The organism is Rhizobium sp. BK376 (assembly GCF_004341625.1).
In the GTDB taxonomy this organism is placed as follows: domain Bacteria; phylum Pseudomonadota; class Alphaproteobacteria; order Rhizobiales; family Rhizobiaceae; genus Rhizobium.
The window spans coordinates 162459-181542 of record NZ_SLZG01000012.1 but is presented as its reverse complement, the minus strand read 5'-3'; the positions used below and the strand labels follow the sequence as shown (position 1 = coordinate 181542).

The window sequence follows — 19084 nt, the reverse complement described above, 5'->3', positions numbered from 1 at the left end:
GAGCCAGCAGCTGCGCTTCGAGCACTGAACCGTAGATTTAGAATTCATGCCGCATCGATGAGGCAAATGAGATGAACGAAAAGACCGAAACCACCCTCTCCTCCGACGCAACGGAAGTCCGCGCGCAAAAGCTGAAATTGCTGCGCGAGCAGATCGGCGATGTCTACCCCGCACATTTTCACCGCACCATCACCAACGGCGAGCTGGCGGCCAAGTATGAAAACCTGGAGCCGGATACGGAAACGCAGGATGTCGTCACCGTCGCCGGTCGTGTCTATTCCTCGCGCAATTCCGGCATGTTCATGGACATCCATGATGCCGGCGGCAAGATCCAGATCTTCTCCCACAAGGACGTGACCCCGGAAGAAGCGCGCAACATGCTCGCCATGATCGACATCGGCGACATCATTGGCGTGACCGGCACGGTGCGCCGCACCAAGCGCGGCGAGCTGTCGATCAACGCCCGCGAAATCACCATGCTGACCAAGTCGCTGCTGCCGATGCCGGAAAAGTGGCATGGCCTGTCTGATATCGAACTGCGCTATCGCAAGCGCCACCTCGACATCATGACCAATGAGGACTCGAAGCTCCGCTTCCAGCAGCGCTCGAAGATCGTCTCAGGCATCCGCCGCTTCATGGAAAACGACGGCTTCATGGAAGTCGAAACGCCGATGCTGCACTCCGTCTATGGCGGCGCGACGGCAGAACCCTTCAAGACGCATCACAACACGCTGAAGCTCGACATGTATCTGCGCATCGCGCCGGAACTGTTCCTGAAGCGCACGCTGGTTTCGGGCCTTACCGATAAGGTCTTCGAGATCAACCGCAACTTCCGCAACGAAGGCGTCTCCACCAGGCATAACCCCGAGTTCACTATGATGGAGTGCTACTGGGCCTATGCCGACTACGAGGACATCATGGACCTCGTCGAGCGCATGTTCGAGACGCTGGCGCTGTCGATCCACGGCAAGACCGAATTCACTTTCGGCGACAAGGAAATCTCCTTCAAGGGTCCGTTCAAGCGCGTACCGATGCCCGACGCCGTCAAGGAAGTGACAGGCATCGACTTCCTGGCGATGAAGACGGACGAAGAAGCGCGCACCGCCGCCAAGGCTGCCGGCTTCGAAGTCGAGAAGGACTGGACCTGGGGCGAATGTCTCGCCTTCATCTTCGAGGAGAAGGTCGAGGGCACGCTGATCCAGCCGAGCCACGTCACGCATTTCCCGAAGGACATCTCGCCCTTCGCCAAGGAAGTCCCGGGCGAGCCGCGCCTCGTCGAGCGCTTCGAGACCTATTGCAATGCCTGGGAACTCGGCAACGCCTTCTCGGAACTTAACGACCCCGAAGAACAGCGCAAGCGCATGGTCGAGCAGCTGGAGCAGGCCCATGCCCGGGGCGAGCTTGCCAAGCAGCTCGATGATGAATTCCTCGACGCCATCGACCAGGGCATGCCGCCCGCCGGCGGCCTCGGCATCGGCGTCGACCGCCTGATCATGCTTCTGACCAACGCCCCGTCTATCCGCGACATCATCCTCTTCCCGGCCCGCCGCAACAAGGCGGATTGAGGAAAGAGCGATCCAATATCAAGCCGGCCTCCGAAAGGTGCGCCGGCTTTTTTGCGGCATTCTACGAGGGGGCAGGTTGCGGCCAGACGCATGCGCTCCATGGCGTCGCCTCAAGAATCGAGGTAGGGTGAAATGCACAGCTCCAATTAATCTTTGTCGAGCTCGTCGAGCGCCGCCTAGACTTCGACGAAATTGCCTTCCTCGTCGTGGAGAGTAGTAGCAACCATATCAGGCGGGCGAAACAACAAGTCGAATGGGGCTCCGGTATACATCGACAAAACACGCGCGTAGTTCTCTTGAGACCAGTCGCTGTATGCCGGCCCGTCCAATGCGCTATCGGGAACAACTGGGACCATTGTTATTGGACCGTCGTCCGCGCCGATGACGATCGCGTTGGCTGACATATTTTCGTCGTCGAATGCTAGAAGAACCACAGTATAGTTGTCGTCTCTCTCGTCGTGCAGGAAGCCAAAATATGGAACTCTTACAGATAGCATGCTTTTATATGTAAGTTTGGCGAAAATTTCCTGAAATTGGGCCGGATGTAGTGGCTTTTCATTAAACTGATGCTTCGCAAAATCTGGGAAAATCATATCGTGAAGGCCGCCGTCAAATAACCCGACTATACCTTTTTTACCCATCCTAATCGCAACTGAATGAGCATCAGTGTTGTCGAGATAATCAAACCTTCCGTATGCCCCGTCAAACCTACACTCTACTCTAAGAAGTGAGTTTGGAAAATTCGTATGCGGACTGTGAAAAGTCATAGATTTTCGACATGACTGCATGAAGAAGTGCACCATCCGAAAATTAGACATGACGGTTGGAGGCAAAATTCGCCCGGCGTCAGGGTTGCGTCGATCGAAGCTAAGCTCCAGTTCTTTCCACAAAATTCCAATATATATCTTGGACAGCCAAGCATTCATATCTTGGTCGGAGATTTCGTTTAGTGACTTCTCCTCGTCAAGGAGTATATTCTTCACGCGATTCTCAAGCTGTGACAGGTGAATGCCATTGCATTGCTTACAGCACGGAATCACCAGATTTCGGTAGGGAATAAGTGTGCCATTCAAAAGATGGATCGTGCGATCTCTCAAATCGAATGCGTCTTGCAGCCATCTCGGAAACACGTGCTCGACAGTGCGATTGGAGGCGGTGAGTACCGTGCCGCAAAGAAAGCAATGATCGCCGTCAAATGGATGACCGTCAAAAATATCAAAAAGCTCTTTCGGCAATTGTTTCCCCACTTCGGCTCAATGTCCGTGCTTAGGTGTGGCTACCCCATTCCGCCAGTCGACGTCAAAAGCCCATACTACTTGCTATTTTGACGACACACCAAGAGCAGTAAAGCGCCGAGTGCGGCCTGTCGACATAACTGTTACAAGCTCCCTGTTGATGCATTTGGCTGGTGGCATGTGCTGCGCAATTACGCTTTCTCTGCATGAGATGCTTTAGTTCGTCACCGGCGAACGCCGCTGGCTGGCGCCCGTTGTCTGCGGATCGGTGCCGACGCGGGATGCCTCCTCCTCGGTCTGCGCTGAAATGTTCTGCTGCAGGGCCGGGTTTGGCTCGGCGCTGGCACCGATGAAACCGGTGCTTTCTTCAGCGGGCTTTACATGACTTTGCTCAGGTGCCGGATGCTGCTCCGGCGGCTTGTCGGGTTCGGGCGCCTTTTCGGGCTTGGCCTCGGCCTTCTCGGTCGCGTGGCCCTTGTCCTTCTTGCCCTTCTCCCCCTTGCCGCCATCCTTCGACGCTTCCGCGGCAACGGGATCGAGGCAGTCGCTGGTATCCTTGAGTGATGCAACGACGCCGTCGATATCCTTCGGCATCATGTCGACGTGCTCGCCGTAAAACAGCCCCTCGTCGCTGGCGCCGCCATTATAATAGCGTGCGGTATAAGGCACCGTCACGCTCCCGTCGCCGACTTTTGCAGGGTCGGGCACATAGATGACATCGGCGCCCAGGGCGCGACCGCGGATATCGGAACGCAACGTCGGACCATTCTTGTCCAGCACCACGACCTGAACGAGATCGGGCTTCTGCTGGTCATAAATGAATTTCGCAACCCGCAACGCCGTCTTGACGCGGGTAAGTCCATCCGTCGGCGCCGTGGTGATATATTTGCGGACCCACAGATGATTTTGCTTGCGGATCGTAACCAGGTTGACGTCGGTGCAAGTCAGGCCATCAGCGGATGGTGCCGACAGACCGATATATTTCTCAGCACCAAGATAAACGGCAAGGGCGCCGGAACCACCCATCAACAGAGCGGCGCCGCCGATAATAATGACTAGTTTCCGGGAGGGCCGGAAAATTCGCAGTAAGGCCTTCACGCCAACTGCTCCGCCATAAAGCACCCCAATGCCATACGATTATCGGTGCGAGGCTAAAGAAATGACGTTTCGGAATACTTAAGGAGGCACCATGCTAAAACCGACTCACGCCTTAGTTACCAAAAAAAGTCAGGTCACTTTCAGCTATGAAAACCAATAACTTCGCGATCAAAAGCGACGCACATTCATATTGACGCGTGTGAAAAATATTGCTGAAACACAATCAAAAGATGTGTTTTTATCTTTGCTTTCAACGATGGGGACTCGCGGCATCCACACGGGCGCTTTGAGCGATGCTTGCCTGTTCCGATAATCGCATGATTTAACACGCCATGGCATTCACCTTAAGACAGCTTCAGTATTTCGTGGCCGTGGCCGAGCAGGGCTCGGTCACCCGGGCTGCGCAGAACCTGTCGATCTCGCAATCCTCTGTTACCGAAGCCCTGAAGGAGCTGGAAACGGACCTTGGCGTCGATCTTTTCGACCGCCATCCCCGCGGTCTGTCCATCACCCATAACGGCCATCAGTTCCTGCGCCACGCGACGAAGATCCTCGCGACAGTCTCGGATGCGCGAACGAGCTTTTCCGGCCAGCGCAGCGAGCCGGGCGGAACGCTGAACATCGGCGTCACCTCGCTGGTCGCAGGCTATGTGCTTTCGGATATGCTGGCGCGCTATCGGCGCGCCTGCCCGGAGGTCGAGGTCAGCGCCATCGAGGACAATGGCGGCTATCTGGAACATCTGCTCGTCGGCGGCGAGCTGGATGTTGCCGTCATGGTCATCTCCAACCTGCGCGATCGCATGGCGCTGCAGGCCGAGATCCTCGAAACCTCGCCCTATCGCCTCTGGCTGCCGATGGGCCATCCGCTTGTCTCGGCCGATATCATCTCCGTCGCCGATATCACCCGCGAGCCGCTGATCATGCTGACGATCGACGAGATCGAGGAGAATACCGGCAAGCTGCTTTCAGCGCTCGGAGCCCGCCCCCATGTCGCCTTCCGCACGCGCTCCGTCGAGGCAGTCCGCAGCCTGGTGGCGACCGGCGCCGGCGTGGCGTTGCTCCCCGACCTTGTCTATCGCCCCTGGTCGCTGGAAGGCGACCGCATCGAGAGCCGCGACGTCTCCGGCTCCCTGCCCGTCGTCCAGGTCGGCATCGTCTGGCGCAAGGGCTCCAGCCTGCCGCAGGCGGCGCGGGATTTCATCGGCATCGCCGAGAGCATGCGATCAGGGCGGCAAAGATGATATCGGAATTTCCGATATCGGCGTTCTGATAAATCAGTTTGCGAATGCGGCGAAATCAAGCCACCCTTTTCCCGGGAACAAAACGCCACAAAGTGGCTCGAAAACCGGGAGACTCCGATGAAGCATTTGCTGAGATCATGCACTGCTGCGCTTGCGGCAGTGAGCTTTGCCACACAGGTCATCGCCGCCGAGCCGCTGAAGACGCTCGGAAAGGGTGAAGGCGCGGTCAGCATCGTGGCCTGGGCCGGCTATATCGAGCGCGGCGAGAGCGACAAGAACTACGACTGGGTGACCGACTTCGAAAAGGAAACGGGCTGCAAGGTCTCGGTGAAAACCGCCGCCACCTCCGACGAGATGGTGTCGTTGATGAACGAGGGCGGCTTCGACCTCGTCACCGCGTCGGGCGACGCGTCGCTGCGCCTCGTTGCCGGCAAGCGCGTCCAGCCGATCAACACCGATCTGATCCCGAGCTTCAAGAACGTCGACCCGCGCCTGCAGAACGGACCCTGGTACACGGTAAACGGCGTTCACTATGGCGTTCCCTATCTCTGGGGACCGAACGTGCTGATGTACAATACCGATGCCTTCAAGGATAAGGCGCCGACCAGCTGGAACGTCGTCTTCGAAGAGCAGACATTGCCCGACGGAAAATCCAACAAGGGCCGCGTCCAGGCCTATGATGGCCCGATCTACATTGCCGACGCCGCTCTCTACCTGATGACCCACAAGCCCGAACTTGGCATCAAGGACCCATACGAGCTGAACGAAGACCAGTACAAGGCGGCCCTTGACCTGCTGCGCGGCCAGCGCAAGCTCGTCTCCCGCTACTGGCACGACGCCATGATCCAGACGGACGACTTCAAGAACGAAGGCGTGGTTGCCTCAGGCTCCTGGCCTTTCCAGGTCAACCTGCTGCAGGGCGACAAGCAGAAAATCGCATCCACATTCCCCGAGGAAGGCGTAACCGGCTGGGCCGACACGACAATGCTGCATGTCGACAGCGAGCATCCGAACTGCGCCTATATGTGGATGGAACATTCGCTGCAGGCCAAGGTCCAGGGCGACGCCGCCGCCTGGTTCGGCGCCGTCCCCTCCGTCCCGGCCGCCTGCAAGGGCAATGCGCTGATGGGCGATACTGGCTGCACCAATAACGGCCTCGATCATTTCGACAAGATCAAGTTCTGGAAGACGCCGGTTGCCAAGTGCGCAACGCAGAGCGAATGCGTGCCCTATCATCGCTGGGTGTCGGACTATATCGGCGTCATCGGGGGACGATGACACCTGAATGTGGGGCAAGTCCCCTCCCCAACCCCTCCCCACAAGGGGGAGGGGCTACAGATGGCGCCCATCTCGCCCAAGCTCGAACTCTGAATGATTGGCGGGAGCGCGCGGCAAGTTAAGCCCCTCCCCCTTGTGGGGAGGGGTTTGGGGCGGGGTCCAACGCCCGCACTGCCCCCAATACGTGAAATCGGAGCCCAAACCCATGACATCAGCCGTCCGTTTCCAGAAGGTCTCCCGTCACTTCAGCCAGGTGCGTGCCGTCGACGGTGTCGATCTCGATGTCGCGCCGGGCGAATTCTTCGCGATGCTTGGCCCCTCCGGCTCCGGCAAGACCACCTGCCTTAGGCTCATCGCCGGCTTCGAACAGCCGACCTCGGGCCATATTGAGATCTTCGGCGAGACTGCCGAGGGCGTGCCGCCCTATCGGCGCAACGTCAACACCGTCTTCCAGGACTATGCGCTCTTCCCGCATCTGAACATCCTCGACAATGTCGCCTATGGGCTGATGGTCAAGGGCGTGGCGAAGGAGGAACGCAACCGCGCCGCTGAGCAGGCGCTCGAGCTCGTCAAACTTCCGGGCTACGGCGCCCGCAAGCCCGGCCAGCTCTCCGGCGGCCAGCGTCAGCGCGTGGCGCTCGCCCGCGCCCTCGTCAATAAGCCAAAGGTGCTGCTGCTCGACGAACCGCTCGGCGCGCTCGACCTCAAGCTGCGCGAACAGATGCAGGAGGAGCTCAAAAGCTTGCAGCGGGCGCTGGGCATTACCTTCGTCTTCGTCACCCACGACCAGGGCGAGGCGCTCTCCATGGCCGATCGCGTCGCCGTCTTCAACAATGGCGGCATCGTCCAGCAGGGCACGCCGCAGGATATCTACCAGCGGCCGAAAACCCGTTTCGTCGCCGATTTCGTCGGCTCGTCCAATATCATTGCCCCGGAAACCATGCTTGCGCTCGGCGGTGAACGACGCTGGGCAAGCCTGCGCCCCGAAGCCATCCGGCTGGCATCGGGCGAAGGCGTCGCGGCGACGGTTGCCAGTGCGAGCTTCCTCGGCGCAGCCACCCGGCTTTCCGTCGAAACGCAAGGCGCAAAGCTGCATGTGACGATGCCGGCGAGCCAGCCAGTTCCAGAGACCGGCGCATCCGTCCGCCTCGCCTGGCAGCCGGCCGATATCCACTATATGGACGACGCAGCATGAATGCCGTGACCGCCACGTCTATCGCCGCCGCGCCGGCGACCTCGATCCTGCCAGGCCGAGGCGGTTTCTTCGGCCGGCTCTCGGATCTTTTCTGGCGGCGTCCGAAACTGCTCTTGTTCCTTATGCTGACGCCGCCGCTGCTCTGGCTCGGCATCATCTATATCGGCTCGCTGATCGCGCTCTTGCTGCAGAGCTTCTTCTCGATCGACGATTTTTCGGGGATGGTGAACTACGAGTTCACGCTCTCGACCTATGCCCAGCTACTGGTGTCGGCCAATTTCGACATCATCGTCCGCACGATTATCATGGCGGCGCTGGTGACGATCGCCTCCGCCTTCGTCGCCTTCCCCATCGCTTATTATGCCGCCCGCTATGCCCAGGGGAAATGGAAGGCGCTGTTCTATCTCGGCGTCATGCTGCCGCTCTGGTCGAGCTATCTCGTCAAGGTCTATGCTTGGAAACTGATCCTAGCCAAGGAAGGTATCCTCACCTGGCTCTTCGAGCGCCTGCAACTCAGCTGGCTGCTCGACGGCGTGCTGGCCCTGCCCGTCATCGGCGGCAACTCGCTGTCTGTCAGCTATATCGGAACCTTCCTTGTCTTCGTCTATATCTGGCTGCCCTACATGATCCTGCCGACGCAGGCGGCACTGGAGCGGGTACCGGGAAACCTGCTGGAAGCCTCGTCCGATCTCGGTGCCACGCCGCGCCAGACCTTCCGCACCGTGCTTCTGCCGCTCGCGCTGCCGGGCATCGTCGCCGGTTCGATCTTCACCTTCTCGCTGACGCTCGGCGACTACATCATTCCGCAAATCATCGGCTCGTCCCGTCTCTTCATCGGCCAGGCGGTCTATGCCCAACAGGGCACGGCCGGAAACGTGCCGCTCGCCGCCGCCTTCTCGGTCGTCCCGATCGTCATCATGGCCATCTATCTCTGGATCGCCAAGAAACAGGGAGCTTTCGATGCGCTCTGACCGTAGCCAAAGATCACCGCTTCTGCTGAGGCTCGGCGCTGCCGGCGGCCTTGCCTTCCTGCACCTGCCGATCCTCCTGATCTTCGTCTATGCCTTCACGACGGAGGAAAAGAGCTACCAGTGGCCGCCACCGGGCTTCACTCTGCAATGGTTCGGCATTGCCTGGAACCGGCCTGATGTATGGCAGGCGCTCGCGCTTTCCGTACAGGTCGCCGTCATCGCGACCGCGATCGCGCTGGTGCTCGGCACGCTCTGCGCCGCCGCCGTCAGCCAGACGAAGTTCTTCGGCCGCGAGGGCATATCGCTGCTAGTCATCCTGCCGATCGCGCTGCCCGGCATCATCACCGGCATCGCGCTCAGGTCCGCCTTCAGCCTGCTCGATATCCCCTTCTCGGTCTGGACGATCGTGCTCGGCCACGCCACCTTCTGCGTCGTGGTTGTCTACAACAATGCCGTCGCCCGCTTCCGCCGGACGTCGGGTTCGCTGATCGAGGCCTCGATGGACCTCGGCGCCGACGGCTTCCAGACCTTCCGCCATATCATCCTGCCGAATATCGGCACGGCTCTGCTTGCCGGCGGTATGCTCGCCTTCGCGCTGTCCTTCGACGAAGTCATCGTCACCACTTTCACCGGCGGCCAGCAGATGACGCTGCCGATCTGGATGCTGGAAGAGCTGATCCGCCCGCGCCAGCGCCCGGTCACCAATGTCGTCGCCATGGTCGTGGTACTGGTCACCTTCCTGCCGATCCTGGCAGCCTACTATCTCACCCGCGACGGCGACCAGATCGCCGGCGGCGGCAAATAAACGAGGAGAACATCATGGATACCGCAATGCTGATTGGCTCGCGTTTCGAAGCTGGCACCGAGACGGAGGAACACATCCTCAACCCGAAGACAGGCGAGACTGTTGTGAACCTGCCCGAGGCATCGCTCGGCCAGATCGAAGCCGCCGTCGACGCTGCGGAAAAGGCCTTCAAGAGCTGGGCGCAGACGACGCCTGGCCAGCGCTCGACCTATCTGCTCCGGATCGCCGATGCGATCGAGAAGGATGCGGAGGGATTTGCGGCGCTGGAGGCGCTGAATTGCGGCAAGCCGATCAACGCCGTGCTCAATGACGAGATCCCCGCCATCGTCGATTGCTACCGGTTTTTTGCCGGCGCGGTGCGCAACCTCCATGGCCCGGTCGCAGGCGAATACCTGCCCGGCCACACCTCGATGATCCGCCGCGATCCGATCGGCATCGTCGGCTCCATCGCGCCCTGGAACTATCCGCTGATGATGATGGCCTGGAAGCTGGCGCCCGCCATCGCCGGCGGCAACACCGTCGTCTTCAAGCCTTCGGAACAGACGCCCCTTACGGCGTTGAAGATGGCGAAGCTGCTGGCGGATATTCTTCCCGAGGGTGTCGTCAACGTCATTCTTGGCCGCGGTGAAAGCGTCGGCAACGCGCTGATCAACCATCCGAAGATTTCGATGATTTCGATCACCGGTGACGTCGCGACCGGCAAGAAGGTGCTGCAGGCAGCCGCAAAGACAGTGAAGCGCACCCATCTCGAACTCGGCGGCAAGGCGCCCGTCATCGTCTTCGACGATGCCGATATCGACGCGGTTGTCTCGGGCATCCGCACCTTCGGCTATTATAATGCCGGCCAGGACTGCACCGCCGCCTGCCGCATCTATGCGGATGCCAAGGTCTACGACAGATTCGTCGCCGATCTCACCTCGGCGGTCTCCTCGATAAAATTCAACCTCGCTGACGACACGGAAAATGAAATCGGCCCGCTGATCTCCAAGCGCCAGCGCGACCGCGTCGAAAGCTTCGTCACGCGTGCCAGCGAGCACAAGCATATGGAAATCACGACAGGCGGCAAGGTCTCCGGCGACAGAGGCTTCTTCTACGCCCCGACCGTAATCGCGGGCGCCACACAGGATGACGAGATCGTCCGCCGCGAGGTCTTCGGACCCGTGGTCTCCGTCACTCGCTTCACCGATGTCGAGGATGCCGTCACCTGGGCGAATGACAGCGACTATGGCCTTGCCTCGTCGGTCTGGACCAAGGACATCAGCCGCGGCATGCAGACGGCCGCTCGCCTTCAATACGGCTGTACCTGGATCAACACCCATTTCATGCTGGTCAACGAAATGCCGCATGGCGGCCTGAAGCAATCGGGCTACGGCAAGGACATGTCGGTCTATGCGCTGGAAGACTACACCGCCGTCCGCCACGTCATGATCAATCACAGTTAAGGTGGGGGCCACCGCCGGCCGCGTCGCGTTTGCGGCCGGCCGGCAGCCAGCCATCGCGCTAACGCCATGCGATGATGGAACAATTTCCTCTTTTGTGCGTCTACATGACATCACACATTAGAGGAAATTGCCATGCTCAAATGGGCTCTTATATTCTTCGTCATTTCGATCGTCGCCGGCTTCTTCGGCTTCTCCGGCATTTCGGCGGCAACGGCCACGATCGCCCGCGTGCTCTTCGGCATCGCGCTCATTATCTTCCTGATTTTCCTCGTATTGGCGCTCATGGCGGGTAATGCCGTCTTGTAAGTGATGGCAAACAAAAGACCTGCTACGTTCAAGGCTGAAGCCGGAAAACGAAGCGGGTCTCCTCTTCCGAGGAAGTCAGCTCAAGCGACCCGCCATGTGCCCGTGCAATTTCCGAGGCGATATATAGGCCCAATCCCAAACCTTGTCGGCTCTGCTGGGCAGAAGCGCGGAAAAAGGGCTTGAAGAGATGGGCTCGAATGTCCTCTGGGATGGAAGTCCCCTGATTGGAAACTGAAAGCTCGTAGACGTCCCCTGACATGACGGATTGAACCCGGATGGCGCCGTCCGGTGTCCCGTGTGTCACGGCATTCACAAGAAGGTTCGAAAGCAACTGGCCAACGCGGCCGGGATCGCAGTGAATCGTGACGTCCGCAAGGTCACTCTCTATTTTGCGATCGGGATGTGCCGAGCGAATTTCTGCAACCACCTGTTCGAGCATCGGCCTGAGTTCTACCTGACCGGCCTTTTCGATCGCCAATCCGCTGCCGAGGCGTCCGCGGGCAAAATCCAGCACATCGTCGATCAAGACGGACATCCTCTGAACGCTGCTTTGCATCAGATCGAGGATCGAGATCGCCTTCTCCTCGAGCGGCGTTCGCCGCATCATTTTCACGCCTGCATCGATGGAAGCCAGTGGATTCCTAAGGTCATGGCCAAGAACGGCGATAAACTGTTCGCGGATGTCCGCTTCGCGCCGTTCGATCTTCAGATCACTCTCACTGGTCAGCAGCCGCTGGTTCGCATCCAGATGAAAGGCGATAAGATCGGCGAAAAGCTTGAACATGCCCACGATTTCCACGGTGTTCAGCTTTCGTGGAACGCGGTCGATTGCGCAGAGGGTCCCGAAAAAGGATCCGTCCGGCAGGGTAATCGGCATGGAGATATAGCTTTGCAGACAGTAGATCGCCGGCGTGTGATGGTGGGCATAGATCGGGTCTTCAGCGACGTTATCGATGATAACGGCCTCGCGATGCTGCCGGATCTCGTTGCATATCGTGGTCTCGATCTTCAGTTCGCCGCCGGGTGCCAGTCCGAAAGCGATCTCATCGCGAACGCCGCAGGCGATCCACCGATCCTCGGTAACGCGGGCAACTGCGGCAAAACCCATACCTGTGGTCCGACATACGACTTCCAGAATCGTGGGAACGGCATCGATGCGCGACACCGCGTCGACGGAGACAAGAGGATCATCGTTCAAATGCTGGCGTTCCACAGTTCGATCGAGTGACTCCCACTCGGACGACGCATTCCCGATCGGAATACATCCCGATTGACATAGTGCGGAGCCATGAAATGGAAATAACCGGCGACTTTGTACTTTGCGGGAGACCGTGGCTGGCCAGCAGCTATCTCAAGCGACGTCGTTTGTACCGTGCCCGATGTAGGTCGGCCGCTCGCGGAGACGATCGAGATAGGCACTGACTGCCGACAAATCCGGCCGCTCGATCGGCGTCTGCAGCCAGCGATTGACCGAAAGGCCGATGACGATGTCCGCCAGCGTGAAAGCCTCTCCCGCGGCGTAGGGGCCTGCGGACGAGAGATGCCGATCGAGGATGATCATATTCGCATTCCAGTCCCCGGCACTCGCGGCGATCAACGCCGGGTCATCGTAGCCCTGAATTCGGCGTGCAAGGGCGAGAAAGGCGTATCGCCAGGAGGTATTGAGCTCAGTCGCCTGCCAGTCCATCCACCGCTCCACCAGGGCGCGGCTCCAGGGATCGGTCGGCAGAAGATCGGTCCGGCCGTATTTGCCGGCAAGGTATCGGCAGATCGTGTTGGATTCCCACAGGATGCCGTCTTCGTTCTCGATAACGGGAACGAGACCGCGCGCGTTCTTGGCAAGAAATTCCGGCGTCTTCGTCGATGCGAATCCGATGCCCCAATCCTCGCGCTCATAGCGAATGCCGATCTCGTCGCAGGTCCACAGGACTTTACGCACGTTGATCGAAGATGCTTTTCCAAGGATACGAAGGACCGACATGCACTCACCTCTGCTCGCTGCTCTCGCTTCTATCCAAAGAGGGGAGATAAAGCAGCGGCAAACATGTCACCGCTACAACAAGCTTGCCCCGACATTGATCGCGAGCGCGAGGATCGTCGTGTTGAAGAGGAACGACAGTACCGAATGCAACAGCGCCAGCCGCCGCATCGGCATAGTGGCGATTGCGACGTCAGCGGTCTGTGCCGCAACGCCGATGATGAAGGAGAAATAGAGAAAATCCCAATAGATGGGCTCGTCTATGTGCTCTGGAAAGATGATGGCCGGCTTGGCTCCCGGATCGGCGTAAAAGCGATGCGCGTAGTGGGTCGTAAACAGCGTGTGCAGGAAAACCCAGGAGATCAGGATGGTCAGGAAGGCGACCCCAGCCTGAGCTGCGGCGGCACCGGGGGCTGCATCCTTCACGCCGGTCAATTCCAGTGCGATGCCGGCAATGCTCGCAAGTGCCGCGAGAATGGAAAGCGCGAGAACGAGCGAATCCGAAAAATCGAGATCGGCGGAGCGCCGGCGGATCCGACGCACATCGGCCGTCAGCATCCGGTACCAGGTAAGCACGATATAGACCGCCGCACCGACGTTCCAGCTCGCCAGGAAATTGCCGGCATTGAAGCGGCCGGATGTCAGGAGGACAAAGACCACGATACTGGCGATGACGGCTATCGCGACAGCGAAATGCTTGTGAAAGAGGGCCATGGCGGGAGACCGCACCTGCCGCTGATTGTCTTGCGACATGAAAATATTCCGCTCCGTTTTCGCCCCTCGACAACGCATTGATATAACTTTTGCATTGGCCGGGACAAGGCAATCGCCGAAACGAAAAGACCCCGCCGAGGCGGGGTCTCTGCTGTTGTGATCGGGAACGACCTCAGCCGGTCCAACCGCCATCGATGACGTGGATCTGCCCGGTGGTGAACCCCGCCTCGTCGCCGGCCAGATAGGTGACCAGCGCGGCGATTTCCTCGGCGGTCGCGATGCGGCCCATGGGCTGGCGCGCGATGAAATCCTTCAGCGCCTTGTCATAATCGCCCGTGGCGCGCAGGCGGTCGTGCAGCGAGGGGCTGTCGACGGTGCCGGGGCAGATGGCATTGGCGCGGATACCCTTGGTAACGAAATCGGCAGCGATCGACTTGGTGAGCCCGATCACGGCAGCCTTGGAGGCGCAATAGGCAAAGCGGTTCGGCACGCCCTTCACGCTTGAGGCTACCGACGCCATGTTGACAATCGAGCCCTTGCCCTTTTCCAGCATGCCCGGCAGGAAGGTCCGGCAGGTCATATACTGCGCCTTGGCGTTGAGATTGAAGGAGAAGTCCCAGTCCTTCTCTTCGCAATCGAGGATCGTGCCCGCATGGACGAAACCAGCGCAATTGAAGAGCACGTCGATAGCGCCGATCTTCCCGGCAAAGGCCTTGACCGCCCCGCCGTCCAATACGTCGAGAACATGCGTTTCGGCGCCTTCAAGCGTCGAGAGCGTCTTCTCGTTGATATCGGTCGCGATCACGCGGGCACCCATCGAGATGAAGCGCTCGGCGCTCGCGCGGCCAATGCCCTGGCCTGCCGCGGTAATCAATACGGTCTTGCCCTCAAGTCCGTGTCCCATTGTCTCGGTCCTTTCTGTCAGATTCCGGTCTGAAATGATTGCGCAAAGAGCGTGTTCAGCTTTTCCAGCATGACACTATGACGTTCGCCGTCACGCAGTCCATGGGTCAGAACGTCTGATGCGTCCTGCTGGAATGTCATGTAGCCGTCATGCCGCGGCCGAACGAAAGCACCCTCCAGCGTGGCGCGCGTATTGCGATAGAAATTGAGCGTCCGGGCATTCACCGCCTCGCTCACCCAGGCATCGGAATGACCCGGCTGCCCATTGGCGGCGGCGTAAATGCCGGCTTGAACTGGACCGCTGGCAATCCAGCGTGCAAAGGCTTTCGCCTCCTCGGGCGACTGCGTCTTTGCCGATACCGCAATGCCGGTGCCCCCAAGCGCCGAACCGTTGGCCGGACGCCCGCCGATGACAGGGATATCGGCAAAGGCAATGCGCACCGGGCGGAATTTCTCGAAGGAATAGCTAACATAACCGTAGATGAAGGGGGCGACATCGTAGGGGCAATCCGGCTCCGACATCAGATCAAGCACGGCGATCGGATCCATCTCGTAGCAGGACTTGTCCATGCCCTTGACCAGACGCGCCATCCAGTCGAGCACGATCTCGCCATCGGCCTCAGCGATCAGTCCCGGCCCCTCGACCTTGCAGGGGAAGCCCAAGTGAGCAGCCAGCGTATAGAAGGTCATCAGCGAATGCGGCGGACGCATCGGCAGGATGACCCTGCCCTTTTCGACCAGCGTCGCGATCTCGCGCAGATCCGTGACAGGGCCTTCCAGCCGGTCCGGCCGGTAAGCCTGCACTTGCGTAGCAGCATCGATCGGTAAGGCCCATTGGCGCCCCTGCCAATTGTAGCTCGGATAGGAACGCCCGACCGTGCTCGCCGCAATCGCCGCGAGTTCCGCGTCATGCTTGCCGTCGTCGAGCGGCAGCAGGCAATCCTCGCGGGTGATCTGGCCGACATGCGGATGGTCGATGACGATCAGGTCATAGGCTGCCGCCAGCTCCTCGACCGGGAAGGACTCGAAATCCTGCAGCGAGCGCTTCTCCCATGTGATTTCGACGCCGGTCTGTTCCAGCCAGGCCTTGGAGCAGGCGACCATCGGATCATAGCCGCGCGGATGCGACCAGGTCATTCCTTTGAGTTTCGTCATCAATCTTCTCTCAAACTTCCGTGGTAGGCGATTTGCGCTCGACAAGCAGGATATGGTCAGCGGCCAGCACGACTTCGTTGCGCTGGTTCAACACTTCGCAGCGCTCCACGACGCGGCCCTGCGACGGCCGCTTCGGATCGTCTTCCTTGGCAGAAATCGTCACCCGCGTGCGGATCGTGTCGCCGATATGGACCGGCCGGATGAAGCGCAGCCGGTCATAGCCATAGGAAAAGGCGACCGGATTGATCAGCGAGGCTGTCAGTCCCACGCCGATCGCAAAGATCATCGTGCCATGCGCGATACGCTGCCCGCCGGGTAGCGTCTTGGCGAATTCGGCATCCATGTGATGCGGGAAGAAATCGCCGGTATGGCCGGCATGGACCACGAAGTCCGTCTCGGTGATCGTTCGCCCCGTGGTGATGCGTTCGGAATTCAGCTCGTAGTCTTCGAAATAGATGGTCTGTTCTGCCATGTCCTCAGGCCTTTGGAAGGGCGGCGATCGGCGTTGCCGGCGTCGCACTCGATTGATAGGCGGCCTCGACCAGCGCCATGGTCTGCCAGGCATCCTCGACGGAGCCGACCAGCGTCTCGTCCTCGCCCGATGCAAAGCGCTGCAGGTTGGCCATGCGGTTGACGAAGGCATCCGGGAACCAGGCGCCTTCGAGCTTGACCTCCGCCCACTCGGTCTCGCCGGCGGCCCGGATCCAGAGCTCGTCCGGCTCGCCCTTGGGATAGTCGAGATTGACGCCGAGCTTTATGTAAGCCGCACCCTTCGTTCCCGATATCCGGAACTCACAGGCCTGGAACTTGCGGCCGAAATCATGATCGTGGTTGACCGAGAGAACGCAGCGCACCTTGTCGCCATAGTCGAGGATGGCGGCGGTGCGCGTTTGCGCCACATCGTGGTTCGGATGGCCGATCGTCTTGGCGTGCACGCCTTGCGGATTGCCGAGCAGGCCGCGGATGAAATCGAGATAGTGGATCGAGTGCATGGCGATCTCGATGCGCGGCAAGCCCTTCAGGAACGGCCAAAGGCCCCACGGCGTCGCCAGTGCCAGCCAGGCGTCGAAATCGACGACATCGCCGAGCAGCCCCTTCTCGACCGCATCATAGAGCGCCAGCATCATCGGCGCGAAGCGCAGTTGGAAATTCACCGCCGCCTTGATATCGCGCTCGCGGCAGACTTTCAGGATTTCGCTCGCCTGATTAAGATCGCTTCCCATCGGCTTCTGGATCAGCGCGAAGGACCCGCGCGGCAGCCTCGACAGGATCGCGGCATGAGCGGCTGGCGGCGTGGCAAGATCGAAGATCACGCCATCAGCCCCCAGCGCCTCCTCCTCGGAGGCAAAGGCCCTGATGCCCCATTGGTCCGCCAGAGCATTGGCCTTGTCCGCATTCGGATCGAAAATGCCGGCGACCGGGAAACCACCCTTCCTGTAAGCCGGCAAATGCGCATCGCCGACGATGCTGCCAGCGCCGAAGATGACGATGGGCTTGGGGCTGGAGGGTTTCGGCCACCATTGGCGGAGCGTGGTTGGGTCAAAGGTCATGGGAGATCTCCGCGAGTCCCTTCTCCCAGCGGGGAGAAGGGGTAACCTACCTTCCCCTTGAGGGGGAGGGTCGGACCGAAGGTCCGGGGTGGGGTGACTGCGGCAAGCTCGGCGCGTGTGGCGATCCCCCCCACCCGCGCGTTCCGCGCGACCTCCCCCCTCAAGGGGGAGGTAAAGATCTCACCCATGATGAAACACCTCTTCCATCATTGCCCACCATTCGCCGTCTTTCCGCGTCTCGAACGGCTTCTGGCAGGGCATGCAGACCGACCACCATTCCTGGTTCTTCGGGCTGGCCGCCATCTTCGCCATATCAGCCTCGAAGTCGGTGCCGACATATTCCCAGTAGCCGAAGAGCAGGTTTTCCGGCTCCTTCAGGAAGATGGAATAGTTGGTGATGTTGCACTCGGAGATCAGCGCCAGGATTTCTGGCCAGACGGCGGCATGCAATGCCTTGTATTCGGCAATCTTCGAGGCCTCCAGGCCGATCACCATTCCCATACGCTGCATGGCCGTCCCCTCCTCTTTATCCGTGATGTTCGGTCGTGAACTCGCCGATCGAGCGCGCCTTGACCGCCTCCCAATCCCATTCGATGCCGATGCCGGGCTCTGATGGAGCGATGGCACGGCCGTCGCGGATCTCCATGCCCTTGGTGGTCAGGTCGTCGAGTTGCGGGATGTATTCGACATATTTGCCGTTCGGAACCGCGCAGACAAGGCTGACATGCAGCTCCATCAGGAAGTGCGGGCAAACGGGAATGTCGAAGGCCTCGGCCGCATGCGCCACCTTCAGCCAGGGCGTGATACCGCCGATGCGGGCGACATCGACCTGAACGATCGAGCAGGCACCCTTCTGCATATATTCGCGGAAATGGCGGATTGAATACATGGATTCGCCGACCGCGATCGGCGTCGGCGTCGAACGCGTCAGCCGGATATGACCGTCGAGATCATCGGCCGGCAGCGGCTCCTCGATCCAGGCGAGATCAAGCTCGCGAAGGCGCGCGGCGCGGCGGATCGCCTCGTCGACGGTGAAGCCCTGGTTGCAGTCGGTCATGATCTCGAAATTGTCGCCGAGCGCCTTTCGAACGGCAGACAGGCGGTCATAATCCTCGGCGCCGTGCGGCTTGCCGATCTTGACCTTCGAGCCAGTAAAGCCCTTGGCCTTGGCGGCGAGCGCATCCTCGACGAGCGCTTCCTTGGCAATGTGCAGCCAGCCGCCCTCGGTCGTGTAGAGCGGGCAGCTTTCCTTGGCACCGCCGGCAAGCTTCCAGAGCGGCAGCTTCTGCTTCTTCGCGCGCAGATCCCAGAGCGCGGTATCGACCGCGGCAAGCGCCAAGGCCGTGATCGCGCCGATCGTTGTGGCGTGGGTGGCAAATTCCATCTTGTGCCACAACGCCTCGATGCAATCAGCATCCTCGCCGATCAGAAGCGGCACGAGATGGTCGGAGAGCAGTCGCATGACGGAGGAGCCGCCGGTGCCGATCGTATAGCTGTAGCCGACACCGACGGCACCGTCGCTGTCGGTGATGGTCACGATCGGCGTTTCCTGGGAGACGAAGCTCTGGATGGCGTCCGTCCGCTTCACCTTCGGCGGCAGGTCGACCATGCGCAATTCGATTTTTTCGATCCGGGCCATATCAGTTAC

Annotated in this window: 19 protein-coding genes; 8 read left to right on the top strand and 11 right to left on the bottom strand. The window is 60.0% G+C overall.

Annotated elements, in window-relative coordinates:
* Window positions 1–71 precede the first annotated feature (71 nt).
* Window positions 72–1565, top strand: coding sequence for a lysine--tRNA ligase (gene lysS, locus EV561_RS24345; RefSeq protein WP_132525294.1), 1494 nt, complete (start codon window positions 72–74; stop codon window positions 1563–1565).
* 176 nt (window positions 1566–1741) lie between these two features.
* Here lysS and EV561_RS24340 read toward each other — a convergent pair whose 3' ends face one another.
* Both EV561_RS24340 and EV561_RS24335 read right to left on the bottom strand, forming a co-directional pair.
* Window positions 1742–2800 carry a hypothetical protein gene (locus tag EV561_RS24340; protein ID WP_132525292.1) on the bottom strand — a complete coding sequence of 353 codons (1059 nt, stop codon included), beginning with the start codon at window positions 2798–2800 and terminating at the stop codon, window positions 1742–1744.
* Between the two features lie 216 nt (window positions 2801–3016).
* Window positions 3017–3898, bottom strand: coding sequence for a hypothetical protein (locus EV561_RS24335; protein WP_132525290.1), 882 nt, complete (start codon window positions 3896–3898; stop codon window positions 3017–3019).
* 332 nt (window positions 3899–4230) lie between these two features.
* Between EV561_RS24335 and EV561_RS24330 the strand changes: the two genes are divergently transcribed.
* From EV561_RS24330 to EV561_RS24300, 7 genes are all read left to right on the top strand, one after another.
* On the top strand, window positions 4231–5139 hold the full coding sequence (locus tag EV561_RS24330; protein ID WP_132525288.1) for a LysR substrate-binding domain-containing protein: 909 nt from the start codon (window positions 4231–4233) through the stop codon (window positions 5137–5139).
* A gap of 117 nt (window positions 5140–5256) precedes the next feature.
* Window positions 5257–6417, top strand: a complete 1161-nt coding sequence (locus tag EV561_RS24325; protein ID WP_132525286.1) for an ABC transporter substrate-binding protein — start codon at window positions 5257–5259, stop codon at window positions 6415–6417.
* Between the two features lie 205 nt (window positions 6418–6622).
* Window positions 6623–7612 (top strand): ABC transporter ATP-binding protein, encoded by a 990-nt coding sequence (locus EV561_RS24320; protein WP_132525338.1) that lies wholly within the window; start codon window positions 6623–6625, stop codon window positions 7610–7612.
* A complete protein-coding gene (locus EV561_RS24315; RefSeq protein ID WP_132525284.1) occupies window positions 7609–8583 on the top strand; it encodes an ABC transporter permease in 975 nt (324 codons plus the stop codon). The genes EV561_RS24320 and EV561_RS24315 overlap by 4 nt, the downstream gene beginning before the upstream one ends.
* Complete coding sequence (locus tag EV561_RS24310) at window positions 8573–9388, top strand: ABC transporter permease (RefSeq protein ID WP_132525282.1); 816 nt, start codon at window positions 8573–8575, stop codon at window positions 9386–9388. The genes EV561_RS24315 and EV561_RS24310 overlap by 11 nt, the downstream gene beginning before the upstream one ends.
* Before the next feature lie 14 nt (window positions 9389–9402).
* A complete protein-coding gene (locus EV561_RS24305; RefSeq protein WP_132525280.1) occupies window positions 9403–10830 on the top strand; it encodes a gamma-aminobutyraldehyde dehydrogenase in 1428 nt (475 codons plus the stop codon).
* Between the two features lie 132 nt (window positions 10831–10962).
* Window positions 10963–11136, top strand: coding sequence for a DUF1328 domain-containing protein (locus EV561_RS24300; protein ID WP_132525278.1), 174 nt, complete (start codon window positions 10963–10965; stop codon window positions 11134–11136).
* 28 nt (window positions 11137–11164) lie between these two features.
* Here the strand turns inward: EV561_RS24300 and EV561_RS24295 are convergent, their stop codons facing one another.
* From EV561_RS24295 to EV561_RS24255, 9 genes are all read right to left on the bottom strand, one after another.
* The gene (locus tag EV561_RS24295) at window positions 11165–12334 is read right to left on the bottom strand and encodes a GAF domain-containing sensor histidine kinase (protein WP_245512880.1); all 1170 of its coding nucleotides are present in this window, start codon (window positions 12332–12334) and stop codon (window positions 11165–11167) included.
* A gap of 153 nt (window positions 12335–12487) precedes the next feature.
* Complete coding sequence (locus EV561_RS24290) at window positions 12488–13117, bottom strand: glutathione S-transferase (protein WP_132525276.1); 630 nt, start codon at window positions 13115–13117, stop codon at window positions 12488–12490.
* Between the two features lie 72 nt (window positions 13118–13189).
* Entirely contained in the window at window positions 13190–13867 is a 678-nt protein-coding gene (locus tag EV561_RS24285; protein WP_132525274.1) for a DUF1345 domain-containing protein, read from the bottom strand.
* Between the two features lie 133 nt (window positions 13868–14000).
* Window positions 14001–14732: an SDR family oxidoreductase gene (locus EV561_RS24280; RefSeq protein ID WP_132525272.1), complete on the bottom strand. Its 732-nt coding sequence runs from the start codon at window positions 14730–14732 to the stop codon at window positions 14001–14003.
* A gap of 17 nt (window positions 14733–14749) precedes the next feature.
* Window positions 14750–15889, bottom strand: coding sequence for an extracellular solute-binding protein (locus EV561_RS24275; protein WP_132525270.1), 1140 nt, complete (start codon window positions 15887–15889; stop codon window positions 14750–14752).
* Window positions 15890–15896: 7 nt separating this feature from the next.
* The gene (locus EV561_RS24270) at window positions 15897–16358 is read right to left on the bottom strand and encodes a MaoC/PaaZ C-terminal domain-containing protein (protein ID WP_132525268.1); all 462 of its coding nucleotides are present in this window, start codon (window positions 16356–16358) and stop codon (window positions 15897–15899) included.
* A gap of 4 nt (window positions 16359–16362) precedes the next feature.
* Window positions 16363–17436, bottom strand: a complete 1074-nt coding sequence (locus EV561_RS24265) for a Gfo/Idh/MocA family oxidoreductase (RefSeq protein WP_132525266.1) — start codon at window positions 17434–17436, stop codon at window positions 16363–16365.
* A gap of 180 nt (window positions 17437–17616) precedes the next feature.
* A complete protein-coding gene (locus EV561_RS24260) occupies window positions 17617–17946 on the bottom strand; it encodes an L-rhamnose mutarotase (RefSeq protein WP_132525264.1) in 330 nt (109 codons plus the stop codon).
* A gap of 16 nt (window positions 17947–17962) precedes the next feature.
* Window positions 17963–19075, bottom strand: a complete 1113-nt coding sequence (locus EV561_RS24255) for a mandelate racemase/muconate lactonizing enzyme family protein (protein WP_132525262.1) — start codon at window positions 19073–19075, stop codon at window positions 17963–17965.
* Between the last annotated feature and the right edge of the window lie 9 nt (window positions 19076–19084).